Source organism: Paenibacillus sp. J22P15 (genome assembly GCF_056269345.1).
Genome location: NZ_JBWDNT010000025.1, coordinates 22,573 through 36,450, shown reverse-complemented (window position 1 = coordinate 36,450; position 13,878 = coordinate 22,573). Strand labels below are relative to the sequence as shown.

14 protein-coding genes and 1 riboswitch are annotated in these 13,878 nt (G+C 46.4%); of the genes, 5 read left to right on the top strand and 9 right to left on the bottom strand.

Annotated features, from left to right (window positions below; translation table 11 throughout):
* Positions 1-158 precede the first annotated feature (158 nt).
* The 4 genes from AC0YN6_RS27355 to AC0YN6_RS27340 all read right to left on the bottom strand — a co-directional run bounded on the left by AC0YN6_RS27355 (position 159) and on the right by AC0YN6_RS27340 (position 4,750).
* Positions 159-608: a C40 family peptidase gene (locus AC0YN6_RS27355; RefSeq protein WP_475751000.1), complete on the bottom strand. Its 450-nt coding sequence runs from the start codon at positions 606-608 to the stop codon at positions 159-161.
* A 3-nt stretch (positions 609-611) separates the two neighbouring features.
* Positions 612-764: riboswitch (cyclic di-AMP (ydaO/yuaA leader) on the bottom strand.
* Between the two features lie 416 nt (positions 765-1,180).
* Entirely contained in the window at positions 1,181-1,765 is a 585-nt protein-coding gene (locus tag AC0YN6_RS27350) for a copper amine oxidase (protein WP_475750998.1), read from the bottom strand.
* Positions 1,766-1,891: 126 nt separating this feature from the next.
* Complete coding sequence (locus AC0YN6_RS27345; protein WP_475750996.1) at positions 1,892-2,707, bottom strand: hypothetical protein; 816 nt, start codon at positions 2,705-2,707, stop codon at positions 1,892-1,894.
* A 27-nt stretch (positions 2,708-2,734) separates the two neighbouring features.
* A complete protein-coding gene (locus AC0YN6_RS27340; RefSeq protein ID WP_475750994.1) occupies positions 2,735-4,750 on the bottom strand; it encodes a M1 family metallopeptidase in 2,016 nt (671 codons plus the stop codon).
* A gap of 106 nt (positions 4,751-4,856) precedes the next feature.
* Here AC0YN6_RS27340 and AC0YN6_RS27335 point away from each other — a divergent pair, with 106 nt between their 5' ends.
* The 5 genes from AC0YN6_RS27335 to AC0YN6_RS27315 all read left to right on the top strand — a co-directional run bounded on the left by AC0YN6_RS27335 (position 4,857) and on the right by AC0YN6_RS27315 (position 8,599).
* On the top strand, positions 4,857-5,381 hold the full coding sequence (locus tag AC0YN6_RS27335) for a YwhD family protein (RefSeq protein WP_475750993.1): 525 nt from the start codon (positions 4,857-4,859) through the stop codon (positions 5,379-5,381).
* A 228-nt stretch (positions 5,382-5,609) separates the two neighbouring features.
* Positions 5,610-6,140, top strand: coding sequence for an RNA polymerase sigma factor (locus AC0YN6_RS27330; protein ID WP_475750991.1), 531 nt, complete (start codon positions 5,610-5,612; stop codon positions 6,138-6,140).
* Complete coding sequence (locus AC0YN6_RS27325; RefSeq protein ID WP_475750989.1) at positions 6,137-6,709, top strand: anti-sigma factor family protein; 573 nt, start codon at positions 6,137-6,139, stop codon at positions 6,707-6,709. The genes AC0YN6_RS27330 and AC0YN6_RS27325 overlap by 4 nt, the downstream gene beginning before the upstream one ends.
* 31 nt (positions 6,710-6,740) lie before the next feature.
* On the top strand, positions 6,741-7,916 hold the full coding sequence (locus AC0YN6_RS27320) for a hypothetical protein (RefSeq protein ID WP_475750987.1): 1,176 nt from the start codon (positions 6,741-6,743) through the stop codon (positions 7,914-7,916).
* Positions 7,913-8,599 (top strand): hypothetical protein, encoded by a 687-nt coding sequence (locus AC0YN6_RS27315; protein ID WP_475750985.1) that lies wholly within the window; start codon positions 7,913-7,915, stop codon positions 8,597-8,599. The genes AC0YN6_RS27320 and AC0YN6_RS27315 overlap by 4 nt, the downstream gene beginning before the upstream one ends.
* A gap of 587 nt (positions 8,600-9,186) precedes the next feature.
* Here AC0YN6_RS27315 and cyoD read toward each other — a convergent pair.
* The 5 genes from cyoD to AC0YN6_RS27290 all read right to left on the bottom strand — a co-directional run bounded on the left by cyoD (position 9,187) and on the right by AC0YN6_RS27290 (position 13,801).
* On the bottom strand, positions 9,187-9,513 hold the full coding sequence (cyoD, locus tag AC0YN6_RS27310) for a cytochrome o ubiquinol oxidase subunit IV (protein ID WP_475750983.1): 327 nt from the start codon (positions 9,511-9,513) through the stop codon (positions 9,187-9,189).
* A 1-nt stretch (position 9,514) separates the two neighbouring features.
* Entirely contained in the window at positions 9,515-10,144 is a 630-nt protein-coding gene (cyoC, locus tag AC0YN6_RS27305; protein WP_475750982.1) for a cytochrome o ubiquinol oxidase subunit III, read from the bottom strand.
* Complete coding sequence (locus AC0YN6_RS27300; protein WP_475750980.1) at positions 10,144-12,114, bottom strand: cbb3-type cytochrome c oxidase subunit I; 1,971 nt, start codon at positions 12,112-12,114, stop codon at positions 10,144-10,146. Before AC0YN6_RS27300 ends, cyoC begins: the two co-directional genes overlap by 1 nt.
* A gap of 62 nt (positions 12,115-12,176) precedes the next feature.
* Positions 12,177-13,154 (bottom strand): ubiquinol oxidase subunit II, encoded by a 978-nt coding sequence (gene cyoA, locus AC0YN6_RS27295; RefSeq protein WP_475750979.1) that lies wholly within the window; start codon positions 13,152-13,154, stop codon positions 12,177-12,179.
* A gap of 359 nt (positions 13,155-13,513) precedes the next feature.
* Positions 13,514-13,801, bottom strand: coding sequence for a hypothetical protein (locus AC0YN6_RS27290; protein WP_475750978.1), 288 nt, complete (start codon positions 13,799-13,801; stop codon positions 13,514-13,516).
* Between the last annotated feature and the right edge of the window lie 77 nt (positions 13,802-13,878).

Here is a 13,878-nt window from a genome sequence, read left to right as displayed (position 1 = left end):
TATGAACGGTCGTTATGCAGCGTAGATTGAAACAGCAAAGCCGCAAGTTATTTGTCGTCAGAGGACAAATAACTGCGGCTTTGCTTGATGAGTCTACCCGTTCAACCCTCAAGGAGAGGGATTAGGTTGCTCTATTTCACTTCAATGTTGGCTTGTTATTAATTAGCATCCATGATACGACGAGAAGTAACATACCGTCCTTCATAGTAATCGGAGTTAAGTTTGTCTGTTACAACGCCTCTGCTAGAGGACGAATGTACAAACTTACCGTCTCCTATGTAAATGCCAACATGGGATATGGCGCTGTTGTTGCCGCCAACTGTGTCGAAGAACACAAGGTCTCCCGGAATGAGGTCAGTCTTAGCGACCTTTGTACCTTCTTTTGCTTGCGAGCCAGAAGTACGTGTAAGATCAATGCCCATTTTCTCGAACACATAGCTCGTGAAGCCGGAGCAATCAAAGCCCCTCGACGTCGTCCCGCCGCTTTTGTACGGAGTACCGATAAGATCATCGACAATTCCGTTTAGTTTTGAGTCTGCGAAAGCGCTTCCCGCTTGGAAAGCAAGTACGAGAACGAGACCCAGGAGTATTGAGGTAAACTTTTTCAATTGTGAAACTCCTTCCAATGCCGACGAGGTTAGCTGTGGGGTTCGGTTGAAGGCTCCCTATGATTCCTCAGGCGTTTGCAAATACACAAACGTCGGAATCAATTCACCCAAAGTGGTTCCCCCGTATCCCAATAGGGAATTAGGCAGTTTTTTTATTGCTCTTGAAGGTAATTCGATTATTTTCAATGATCTCCTGCCTTTAGCGGCAATTTCTAATAATTCTCATGTAACCTTTTGACATTTAGGTTCGTTTATCCGTTCTTTGTGTAATATAAACAAAAGGTAATAGTGCTTTCTAACTAAATGCAAGGAGTCAATTTCATTAATTATGTGGATGTTGTGTAAAATATACCGATTTGTCCCCTTGGTATTAAATCGCAAGGACTAGCTTGAAGCTCCGTATACAGCGGAATTTCGCCATAATATTAGCCGAAAATTAGAAAAATCTCATCTATTTTACTCGGGAATAAGAGCGGATTCAGCAAGGCGATGGACTGCTGTGAATTAAGCAACAAGAATAGACAAAGGAGGCTGTTCCTGAGAACAACCTCCTTGGATGATGGAGAAGAAATTTATTTTGCGGTGATAACTTTTTCGGAAATGAGCTGCGGATCGTTGTTTTTCTGCTTCATCCAGAACTGTACCTTGTATTTCCCTGCATATTTGAAGTCGTAGGAGAATAGTTTGGAGCTGAACCAAAAGGTGTCTTTTTCAACGAATTCTTTAAAATCATTATCGTCCTGGCTGCGGCTATCAATTGAAGTTTCTTTATCATTAGGGTCAACGATGGTAACTTTGAATTCTGAAATGGTCATATTTAAATTATCGATTTGGGCCTGCACCATAAATTTCTGAACGCTGCCTTTATCAACCTGCCCGAACATGGTTCGTTTCTCGTTCATTAGAAACATGTGTACATTGGGCTTCTGAATAATCAGCTTCTTATCATTGCTCTTGTACTGGACAAAGGCTTGAAGATAGTCGTTCAAAGAACGGATACTGATATATACCTTATCATCTACAACTACAGCTTCATCGGTAGATTGCGTATTATTATAAAGGAGCGTTACTCTTTGAAATAGTTTGTCCGCTGCAACCAATGAACCGCCCGATAAGAGCAATACCATGGATATAATAATTAGTCTTTTACGCATCATTTGTGAAAGTCCCCCAATTTTGATTTTCTTTCAGTTATTTATACAAAAATACCATCATTTAGTTGCGGTCAGCCGAAAAAAAACCTTCGCACACACAGAATAGTGTGGAACGAAGGTTATTTCCTGTTAAATTTGTTTCGTTTGCAGGAGATCATATTGTGAGGCTATCGTCCAAACCTTCATTAATGTTCGAATGAGATGATAGCCCTGATGCAGGATGAGCGCGAACAATCCGGCCCACAGCATTGAGACACTGGTCACGACAAGCCCGGCAGCGGCTCCGATCCCCCACATGATGAGTGAGATGGCTGCGTAAGAGAGAAAGTTGCGTAGAGCACGCCATAAGGAACGAAACACCCCTTCACCTGATGCAGCGCCAAATTGCATGGAAAGAAATAATAGATGAAGCACCGTGCCCCACAGCAGCCAGAGCAGGGCGCCAGGCAGTACCGTTTGCAGCAGCTCTGGAGTGGACCCGCTCTCTAGAAGTGCGTCGAGTGAACGTGGGAGCACATACCAAGCCGGTGCCATTGATAAGACAACCTCAATCCAGTAAAGCAGAACAACGGGCTTCCAAGCTTTCCGGATACCCTCCAGAAACCGTGTTCCTCCCTCCGATCTACTCTGATTAAGGGAATAGAATAGACCGGCATTTAATAAGGGTGTGACCAGCATTCGGGCAACCAGAAGACCGCCCAGCGTCCACACATACGGATTAATCAAGTCAGTCTTGAACAACTGAAACTGTGCTTCGGTCATGAAGAGTTGAACAGCTGTTTCTGAATGGGAGGAGCTTGGGTATCTCCGCAGCAGCGGTGCAACGACCGAATCAATGAAACGATAGAGGAAAAATCCCCAGAGCAGCTGATACAGAAATAATAAAATAACAAGGTGAAAATGTTTGATCGCCAGCCGCCAGCCTTGCTTCAAATGTATCTTCATTGTTTATCGCTCCTTGAACGCAATTACTTACCAGCTCAACGACCCGAGCAGTCCTTCGATTAGTTGGACAACGCCGAGGCTCCATCTCGTACGTTTATCCTCTGGGAGCTGAGCCTGCATGTAGTTGTTAATGAGCTTATTGTCGAGTACATTGCTGTAGCTTGGATCAATGACAGCCCACTCAAGCGGAGCGGAATGCAGCTGTTTATATTGCATGTGTGATTCCTCGGTATCCCAAACCTTTGTGACTTGGGCGCCGTCAGTGAACTTCATCACGACCTTAATCTCGCCATTGCTGCCGCCGTTTTTCTTCACAAGCACGATAGATTCATACATTTTTTCACCATCTTGGTCAACCGGGTGTACACGTATGGATTCAATCGAGAAGTCAGCCATTTGATTGTTATACACATATTGGCTGAAGTAATTATGCCATTTTGCCTTGGTGACTTGTTCGACGACACGCTGAAAATCTGCGGTAGATGGATGCTTGAACTTAAACTTCTGGAAATAGGTACGTAAAATTTTCTGCATCGTTCGTGAGCCTACTTGATTCTCGATGCCAATCAGCACAAGCTTTGCTCGCATATAAACATTCTCGGCGTATTGCGAGTGGCTGGCATATGCCCAAGATGGCTGCTTGAGCGGTGCAGGATCGGTCATATAGCTGGCTTCTATCCGCAGGTTTGGCTCTAAACCATATGCAGCCTCCATGACTTTGTCCTCGGCATAAGACGTAAAGCCCTCGTCGAGCCATGCCTCCTCGAACTCATTGGAGGCGACCATGCCGTACCAATATTGGTGTCCAATCTCGTGCACGACCGTACGCTCTAGATCGTAGCCGGGGTTATCGCTTTCTGCGGCGAAAGCGGTGATGAGCGTTGGATATTCCATGCCGCCAGCGCCATTTGCGCCCTTGGGTGGAACAACAATGGACAGGGTACTATAAGGATATTCGCCATACCATTTTGCATAGCTTGAGAGAGCTGACTTGGCTGCATGCATGTAGCGATCCTTTAATGCAGCATGCGCGGGGTCCAGATAAAGCTTAATGCGTACACCCGGAATGCCAGTGTCGGAATAGGCCGTCTCCTCATAGACGAAATCCGGCGATGCTGACCAAGCAAAATCATGAATATCATCAGCATAGAACTGATAAATTTTCATCTGTTCTTTGATTTCGATCGGTTTGGTCTGGAAACCTGTTGCGGCAACGGTGTAGTCCTCGGGTACTTTAATCCGTACGCTGTATATACCAAAGTCGCTGTAAAATTCAGAGTTTCCATGGTATTGATGCACATTCCAGCCTTCGGCTGTTCGTCCCCGCATACCGGCGGTTTCGTAGACAGCAAGCTTAGGAAACCACTGCCCGGCCATGACAAAGTTTCCGGAATAGCCCATTCTTGCGAATACCTCTGGCAGCTTAACCTCATAGCTCATTCGCAGTGTTACGGAAGCGCCGGGAGCCACGGGCTCTGGCAAGCGGATTTTGGCCAACGTGTAGTCATTGGCATTGCCATCGTCAGGTTGTACATATTGAAGACGTGGCAGCAGGCTCTCTCCGTTAAGTGTTTCTAGCGTGAGCAGGTTCATATAGCCTTGGCTGTTTGTAGTTGCTTTGTCCTGACGCAGCTTGCCGCCGGACTCCTTCATAAACGTCGTTTTGTCCGATTGAAACGCATTGGGATATAGATGGAAATAGAGCTCGGACACTGTTTTTTTGCCGGGGTTGGTCCAGGTTACCGTCTGCTCACCGTTCAACTGCTTCGCTTCATTAGTCAAATGTACGTTGATATGGTACTCAACGACACGTTTGCTGAGCTCTTGCGGTTTAGGTGTCATGACTGTATTAGGCTCCTGAACAGCAGGCGGCTTGACCGACTTTTGGGCAGGAGGTGGTGCTTGCTTGGCGATAGCGGCGGGGGCGAAAGCATAAGTATATTGGGATTGCCAAGCAGTCCCGAAGTCGTGCTGCACAGACAGGCCGAGCAGTGCGGCTGCGAGTATTACGAGTAAAATTCGTTTGAAATAGCGTGGAGTCATTGAACGTTTCCCTCCCGTTGACAAGCATCTACAGCATGTATATGTTTGCTTTTCGATGATTATTAGCTAAAATGGAATTATTGTATCGGGGAAGGTGTGAATACGCATGACGGAAGAACAAGGACAGCCGGCTCAGCCGGAAAAGAAAGAAAAGAAATCACTGTCGCTCAACGTAGTGAGCAGCAAACAACATAAAGGTTTTGGAGCAGGAACGATTGATTTGAGTGCGGTATCCTGTGTCATTATTGATGATGGCGTCGCTTATATCGATGTTGGAGCAATGCACGCGAAGAGCAAAATTGAGCGCGGAATTAAATTTACTCCGAATAAAGAGGATACGCCGAACGGTCGTCAATGCTGGATCGTCTGGGTTGCCATTGATCGTAATGAGGAAGGTTCCTATTACGCGGGAGCTACAGCGTGTGAGATGCTGATTGATTCCGAGGCTCGCCGCGGATGGAAGTTGCTTCCGGACCACGTGAACAAGCTGGATCAATCTCTCAAACGCCGCTATAATTTGAATGAGCTTGGCGATGTGGAGCGAGCAGCTCTGCGCAAGCTGCTCGTGGAGCATAACCTGGAGTGGTGGGATCGTTCCCCGGATGAGCTTAAGCAAGCTTTGAACGTCTAGCAGCAGGCGCTCACCCGTAAGGAATCAACGCTATTGTTAATAAAGGATGAGAACCTCATCGTTCGTAGGCCAGTCCTATCGAATGATGAGGTTTTCCGCGTTGTTAGAGGCTGTTCGAGCCATGAAAAAAAGTTTTTGGCAACAAGTGCAGGGGAAGCGGAACTTGTTAACGTCTATTAGATTGGGAAGGAGGGGAGCGACATTCAAGACGAGGATTGGATCAGAACTGTGCAAAAGGGCGGGCCCGAGCATTATGGCCCTTTCGTACAAGCTTATGGTCCTTATATATATAGGACAGTCTTCGCAGTGCTTCATTCACCGCATGATGCGGAGGATATTACACAGGAAGTGCTGCTGCAAATTTATCGCTCCCTTCCGGAGTGTCGATTGGATGGGCTGAAGACATGGATTACCCGTATTGCCGTTAATCGAGCGATCGATTTCAAACGGAGCCGAGCACGCAGGCCGGAGGAGCTAATGGACAGCGAAGCGATATCTGAACAAATCCATGAAGACACCGCGGCTGCGCCGGCAGCTGAATGGCTGGCTATTGAACAAGTTGATAAGCAGCAGGTTCGCAGTTTTGTAGAAGAGATGCCGAATAATTATCGTGAGGTCATAACAGCTTACTATATGGAAGACAAGTCTTACGAACAGATTGCAGCCGAAACAGGACTAGAGCTCAAAAGCGTTGAGTCTAGGCTGTATCGTGCAAGAAACTGGATGAAGCGCCATTGGCGGAAGGAGGACTTCGAATGATGAATGAACATATATCACCGGGTCAAATGTCCCTCTACGTAAACGACGAGCTAACGGAAGCAGAGCGTATACAGGTAGAGCAGCAGCTAGCTGTTTGTGATTTCTGTTTGCAGCTCTTTATGACCGCAGTCGAATCTGTTGAGAGCAGGCTGCAATCAGAATATCCGCCATTAAGAAATATTACTCAGGTACCGCTCCCAGACATGGAGCTGCTAGAGCAGCGTGTCGTGGGGCAATTAATGAACGAGCAGAGAATGATTCATGTTCAGGAGATTGGGCTTGATGTGCCTGCTATACATGAGAAGCCTCACCGTCTTCGCACGTGGCTTCAGCATCCAGTGACGCACTATACGATTGCTGCCTCAATAACGCTGCTGCTGCTCGTTAACGGTACATTCTCCTCCTTCTCGCAGAAGCTGGCTCAGCATGATATGAATGAGAATATACAGCAGGTTAAACCGCCCAGCTACTCAACAGGTACAGGCAAGCCGACTGAATCATGGTCGGACAAAATAGTCGATCAAACCGGATCGTGGCTCGATGGGCTGAAGGCCTCTCGTTTCAACTAAATGAAAATTAGAAATAGAAGGGAATGAAATCATGATGAATAAAAGCCCGTTAGCGGCGTTCTTTCTTTCGTTTTTACCCGGCGCAGGGCATGCCTATGCTGGTCGTCCCGTCCGTGCAGTGTTGTATGGGGGAGCTTTCTTTGGATCGCTGGGATTGCTTTTTTTAATTGGAATGATGGGTTCTGGAGATGATGGGATCTTTATTTTCTTGATGTTTGTAGCAGCTTTGTCCGGGATTATTAATATGCTGGATATGGTCGTTTTTCTGCTCCAAGGGAAATTAGGATCGACGTATAAGTCTCACCAGCCTACGCAAGAGCATTCCACTAATGCTTTAGGCGCGGGGTTTGTACAATCGGAGCGGGAGTATCAGCAAGAAAAATCTCGGACAATCCTTTTCTCGCTTGTGCCAGGTTTAGGGCATATGAATCTGGGGTTGATGCAGCGCGGAATTACGTTGCTTATTTCGTTCATTGGCTGGTTTGCGATTATCGTTTTCTTGAGCACGATTACGAACAGAGCAGTGCTGCTTGTGTTCCTGCTCGCACTGCCTGTCATTTGGATATATAGCATGTTTGACGCGATTAGCCTGCTGCATGCTAAGCAGCGCGGGGAACAGCTTGTAGACCGTGCCATATTTGAAGATATGGAATCGTATATCTCCTCAGGGCGCAAGAGCAAGGTGCTGGCAATTGCCTTATCGATATTCCCAGGTGCAGGTCATCTCTATCTCGGCTTGCAGAAACGCGGGCTGCAGCTTATGGGCGGCTTTCTCATTGCTATTTATATTATGGACAATATGCGCTTAACGCTATTTTTCTTCCTGCTTCCGCTGTTCTGGTGCTTTGCTTTCTTCGATGCCCTGCAGCAGACGTCACGTTATGAGCGCCAAGAGCTCTCCGATGATCCATTGCTGACGCAGCTTGTGCCTTATCAGCGCTGGCTCGGTTTTGGATTGCTGGGATTTGGCGTATATTATTTGCTCGATCGTGTAGCTTCCGAAGTTATTACACATCTCTCAGGACAATTGTATGCACAATACATGCAGTTTAAATATATGATTCCAACGGTGGTCGTCTCTTTTATTATGATTATTTTAGGCATGCGCCTCGCATTTGGAAGCAAGGAAGCTGTGCAGAGCACAAGAGGGAAGACGCCAGAGCGCCTTACGACGATACCCAAAAGGGTTGAGGAGGAAAAGCAATGAACACAGAAAGCACCGTAAATTTGTCCAATCCAACCGTTCATCTGCCGGAAGGTAAACGGACTTGGCGCGTGGGCTCATTATCAATGGGTATAACGCTGATGCTAATGGGTACCGCATTAGCGGTATCTCTGTGGCAGGATATCGAAGCCTATGAAGTGCTCATGTGGGTAGCGCCAGTCGTATTCATTATGCTTGGAGCAGAGCTGCTGTTTTATTTGAAATTCTCAAGAAGTGAACGGACAATTGTTCGTTACGATTGGATGAGTGTGTTTTTTGTAGGAACGATTGGCATGGCTAGCCTCGGACTTGCTCTACTGATGTCAACGGGCTTATTCGATGAGCTGCAGAGAGGGCTACATATGACGCAGCGCTCTGCTTTCGTGGATACGAAGAGCGTCAAGGTGCCTGCTGAAATAAAGAAAATCGTTGTTCACTCGTCGAATGGAGTGACGCTTGACCGAACGGATACACGCGAGCTGAAGCTATTTGGACAGATTCGTTACTGGTCAGCCGAGAAGTATGAGCGATTAGACAATAAAATGCTGCAAACCGATATCGTTGGTACAACGATGTACGTCATGGTCGGTTCTGTTGATCACCGAGACGGAGGTTTTATTTCAGATACAGTTAGTCCGGAACTGACATTAATTGTTCCTGAAGGAATAGAGATTGTGGAGCAGTGATGTAAATAGGGAAAATGGAAAAGCAGTTTGAATCGAGGCACTCTTGATTCAAACTGCTTTTTATTAAAATATAGGAAAGTATAGGTTTTACGCTTATACCTATGCCTATATTTTTCGTGAAACGAGCGTATGCCGCCATAGGACGGCGACGCCGTTTACACTTAGGGGGAGTAAAACTCAACCGTTCAATGCTCCACTTCAGAAGGTAATGTATTTAATACCTCATGAAGAGGGGCGATGAGCCGATAAGAGCCGCGAAGAGGAATATAACCGAGCTTTAACCGTCCACCTTCAAATACCATTTGCGCCACTCGGAAAATTCAGGAACCTCTCCGAGATAACCGGGTATGTCTACTAGCGTCTCTTTATAAATTTCATACAGCTTTTGCTCGCTTTCATTATCTAATCACATATTCTGATTATGGCATTGAGACAGAGGCTGATGATAGGGAGAGTTTGGTTATAACTAATAAAGAACAAACGAGGCGGCTATCGACTGCTTAAAGAGTCAACAAAAAGGCTGCGCTAAAGTCTAATCAACTTTAACGCAGACTTTGGTGATAGCTTGTATTTAGCCGTAATGCCGATTAGGTTGCAACGGCATTGTAAGTCATAATCCAGACGGAGCCAGCGACGATCGTCAGCAAAATAACGAGGCCGAAGATAAGCGCCATAAGGTTGAAGCGCGGTTTCTCCTCATCCCGAATGTGCATGAAGAAGATTAGCTGAACGGCAAATTGCAAAACCGCCGTCACGAGGATGAGCAAGGTTGTTGCTGTTTTGCCAAGCATGTCATTCATAACAACTACGAGCGGGATGATCGTCAGAATGATGGAGAATAGGAAGCCGATCACATAAGCCTTCATCGACCCGCCATGGGAGTCGTGTGTATCATGCGTATTATGCTTTTCCATCCTACATCACCCCCATTAAATAAACGATTGAGAATACGAATATCCATACGACGTCCAAGAAATGCCAGTACAAGCTGATAACGCCAACTTTGCGCTTCGTGACTGGCGTGATGCCGCGGCGATTGATTTGAATCATGAGCGCGATCATCCAGACGAGGCCGAGCGAAACGTGAAGTCCGTGGGTGCCGACTAGAACGAAGAAGGCTGACCAGTAGGCACTCGTTCCAATGTTTGCGCCCTCGTGTACCAAATGGATGAACTCCGTTACTTCTAGATAGATAAAGGAAGCGCCAAGCAAGGCTGTAATGGCGAGCCAGAGAATCAGCCCGCGCTTGTTGCCCTTGTTCATTTGGAGAACGGCTAGACCGCTTGTAAAGCTGCTTGTTAGTAGAATGAAGGTCGAAGCAATAATACCGTTCATCTCAAGCAATTCCGCACCTGTCGGTCCGCCGTCGGTGTTGAGACGGAGAACGACATAGGTAGCAAATAACGTACCGAACAAAATAACGTCGGTTATAAGAAACAGCCAGAAGCCGAACAGTTTCAACGATTCTTGATCGTGATGGTCGTCATGGTGATCGCCACCGTGTCCGCCATGCGCTCCTGCTTGTTTGGAAACTGCATGTGCCATTATTTTGTCCCCCTTAAAGCTGCTTCCGTGCGTTCGATTTCATCCACCGGAATGTAATAGTCGGTATCGTAGGAGAACGAACGAGCAAGCATACATACGGCTACGCCGATAAGACCTGGTATCGCCATCCATAGCCAATCCCATACAAAGCCGAAGCCCGCAATAAACCAGCAGACCGACATGATGAACGGAATACCTGAATTTTTCGGCATATGAATCGGTTCAAGCGGTGCAAGCGGTTTGGCAGGTTCGCCATTCGCAATACGCTGCTTTTCTTCCCACCACTCGTCTTGGCTAGTAACCTGCGGCAAGCGAGCAAAGTTATATAACGGCGCTGGTGATGGAATCGACCATTCAAGCGTACGACCATCCCATGCATCGCCGTCTTTTTCTTTCTTGAAGAATCTGATACTGTGCGCAATTTGCCATACTTGGAAAATAAACGCGATACCCATTAGGAATGCACCAACAGTAGATACGACGTTCAGCGGCTGCCAACCCATATCGAAGTTGTATTCGTTGAAACGACGTGTCATTCCCATCAAACCAAGCGCATATTGCGGCATGAAACAAACGTAGAAACCGATGTTCCAGAACCAGAATGCCCATTTGCCAAGACCCTCGTGCAAACGGAAGCCGAACATTTTTGGCCACCAGTAGTAAAGGCCTGCGAAGTATCCGAACACAACGCCCCCGATAAGCACCTGATGGAAATGCGCAATCAGGAAGTAGCTGTTATGGAACTGGAAGTCAGCAGGTGCTACGGATAAGAGCACCCCGGTCATTCCCCCGACAACGAAACATGGAATGAAGGCGATCGTCCACATCATTGGAGTCGAGAAGGAAATTCGGCCGCGATACATGGTGAACAGCCAGTTAAATACTTTTACCCCGGTTGGTATGGCGATAATCATCGTCGTTAATGCGAAGAACGCGTTGACGTTAGCGCCGGAGCCCATTGTGAAGAAGTGATGCGCCCAAGTAAAGAACGAGAAGAAGCTGATGGACATAAGCGCGAATACCATCGACTTATAGCCGAACAGTTTTTTCTTCGCGAAGGTGGATACAATTTCAGAGAATATACCAAATGCAGGTAATATAACGATATAAACTTCAGGATGTCCCCACATCCAGATGAGGTTGATATACATCATCGGGTTGCCCCCGCCGTCGAGCGTGAAGAAATGCGCGCCCAGATAACGGTCAATGAACAGAAGGAACAAAGTAACGGTCAAAATAGGGAAAGCGAATATAATTGTTACGCAAGACGATAGTACCGACCATACGAACATCGGCATTTGCATAAGCTTCATGCCTGGCGCGCGCATTTTTAAGATCGTAACGATAAAGTTAATACCTGTAGCCAATGATCCGATACCTGAGATTTGAATACCCCATATATAGAAGTCCTGACCGAGACCTGGACTGCCCGAGAGCTCCGAGAGCGGCGGATAAGCGAGCCAGCCTGCATCAGGTGAACCGCCGATAATAAAGGATACGTTAAACAGCATGGCACCGAAGAAGAACATCCAGAAGCTAAGGGAGTTCAAGAACGGGAATGCGACGTCGCGTGCACCGATGTGCAGCGGAACGACGATATTGAATAATCCGAACATAAGCGGCATGGCCATGAACAAAATCATGATTACGCCATGCGTGGTGAAAATTTGGTTATAATGTTCCGGTGCTAAAAACTCGGTTGCAGGAGCAGCGAGCTGAACCCGCATAAGAAGCGCATCGACACCGCCGCGGAACAACATAAGAATGGATGCGATGATATACATAATACCGATCTTTTTATGATCAACGCTGGTCAACCATTCCGTCCATAGCCAACGCCATTTTTTGAAAAATGTGAGCGTGAATATGATCGCCACGACCGATAAGCCGATGGACACCTGAGCCCCTAAAATAAGCGGATCGCCGGTGACGAAAAATTCGGACGCGAAATCTTTAATTTTGTCTAACATTGGGGGTCCTCCTAAAAGTTTGTGGTACAAACTCGCCTCTTAAGCTTTTGCTTATAAGCGGGTTAATGACCCGCATGACTATTAGCATTTGAATCTGTATTGCTGTCTACTGGACTTGGCGACTCTGATTTATCCGTTTCTACGTCTGGCTCTGCGTCTCCGCCGCCATGATGAGCGTGGGCACCGCCACCGCCGCCATTTACATATTGTGTGACAATTTTATCGAACAATCCTTCTGGGAAGCTGGAGAACAGCTGGACACCAGAAGAACTTGGCTCCGTCAATTTCTCGTAGCCTTCCATCGTTAGTGCAGGTGACGTTTCCTTAATTTCAGCTACCCAGGCTTTATACTCTTCCTCGGACGTAGCATCAACATTAAACGTCATTTTTGCAAAATCTTTTCCTGTGAAGTTCGCACCAGAGCCGTAATAAGTGCCCTGCTCATCGGCTTGGAGGAATAAGGTCATCGCCATTCCTGACATGGAATAGATTTGTCCACCAAGCTGTGGAATCCAGAAGGAGTTCATCGCTGTGTCCGATGTCAATTGGAATTTAATCGGTGTATCCTCAGGGATCTTAATATAGTTGACAGTCGCAATATCCTCTCCCGGATATTTAAACAGCCATTTCCAATCAAGTGACGTAACCTGAATGGTGATCGGCGCCTTCGCGGACTCAATCGGCTTGGAAGGCTCCAATAAATGCGTGTATTTAACGGTGACGATAGCCAGGATGAGGATTGCTACAATCGGAATGCTCCACCATGTAATCTCTAGCTTCGTGCTGTGCTCCCAATTAGGATTATAGGGAGCTTTTCTGCCGGGCTTATCACGGTATCTCCAGACGATAATAGCTGTCAGGATCAGTACAGGCACGATAATAACCGAACACAGAATGGTTGAAAAATAAATCAAATCTTTCTGAGACTCGCCGATTGGCCCTTTAGGATCGAGCACGATGTATTGCTCGCCGCAGCCGGAAAGCAAAACGGCCATTAGCATAATCAGAACGGGTGTCAGCAAACGAAGAAACGGTCTCATAATCTGTTCAACTCCTCAAAATTACTGCTTACGATTACAATAGCAGATACTCAAGACAATAACTGCTGGGTTAACAATTACGTCAATAATTCGTCTCTTTTCTGTAATAGAAAGTTCACTGCTTAGACAACTGTTAGAATTAGAAGCGACTTTACAGCTGTTTTTCTTTACCTTTGTTTATTCTTACCCATTTTAAAGGTTATTGTCCCTATTAATTTTACAATGAAGAGGAAATTTTAGTTATGCTCAAAAAAGACGATGTTATAGCAAACAGACAGCCTCATTTGGTCATTGACCAAATGAGGCTGTCTGAGTTTATGCGCTTTGCTGTTGAAGACAGAGACTGAGCTTTCCAATCTTTACGAGTGATGCTCGTCAAAATCATTTTGCGGCTGTTCTGGATTGAGGCGAGCATGAACGAGTCCGATCGCCGTGCCAATCACATAAATATGAACGCTGCCGATTAGGAATCCGATGCCGACCATAAGTCCAACATTTTTATCGCTGAAATGGCTTAGGTTAATTAGGCAAAGTAAAACGCCGATGGATAGAACTACCCAAGAAATGGCAGTCATTGCCTTTGTTAGACGCTTGACATCTTTGTTTGAAGGTTGGATCCTACTGATTGTTGCTGTTTTCGTTGTCATATTGAACACTCCCGTTCAAATGTAAGTGTTTTATTATGCTTACTATACCACAACACCATCCTTTTGTTCAAAGAAAA

Bases quoted from the DNA above. Each gene is read 5' to 3' on its own strand.
- AC0YN6_RS27350 (WP_475750998.1), bottom strand. From the start codon at position 1,765: ATGATGCGTAAAAGACTAATTATTATATCCATGGTATTGCTCTTATCG.
- AC0YN6_RS27345 (WP_475750996.1), bottom strand. From the start codon at position 2,707: ATGAAGATACATTTGAAGCAAGGCTGGCGGCTGGCGATCAAACATTTT.
- AC0YN6_RS27340 (WP_475750994.1), bottom strand. From the start codon at position 4,750: ATGACTCCACGCTATTTCAAACGAATTTTACTCGTAATACTCGCAGCC.
- AC0YN6_RS27335 (WP_475750993.1), top strand. From the start codon at position 4,857: ATGACGGAAGAACAAGGACAGCCGGCTCAGCCGGAAAAGAAAGAAAAG.
- AC0YN6_RS27325 (WP_475750989.1), top strand. From the start codon at position 6,137: ATGATGAATGAACATATATCACCGGGTCAAATGTCCCTCTACGTAAAC.
- AC0YN6_RS27320 (WP_475750987.1), top strand. From the start codon at position 6,741: ATGATGAATAAAAGCCCGTTAGCGGCGTTCTTTCTTTCGTTTTTACCC.
- AC0YN6_RS27315 (WP_475750985.1), top strand. From the start codon at position 7,913: ATGAACACAGAAAGCACCGTAAATTTGTCCAATCCAACCGTTCATCTG.
- cyoD (WP_475750983.1), bottom strand. From the start codon at position 9,513: ATGGAAAAGCATAATACGCATGATACACACGACTCCCATGGCGGGTCG.
- cyoC (WP_475750982.1), bottom strand. From the start codon at position 10,144: ATGGCACATGCAGTTTCCAAACAAGCAGGAGCGCATGGCGGACACGGT.
- AC0YN6_RS27300 (WP_475750980.1), bottom strand. From the start codon at position 12,114: ATGTTAGACAAAATTAAAGATTTCGCGTCCGAATTTTTCGTCACCGGC.
- cyoA (WP_475750979.1), bottom strand. From the start codon at position 13,154: ATGAGACCGTTTCTTCGTTTGCTGACACCCGTTCTGATTATGCTAATG.
- AC0YN6_RS27290 (WP_475750978.1), bottom strand. From the start codon at position 13,801: ATGACAACGAAAACAGCAACAATCAGTAGGATCCAACCTTCAAACAAA.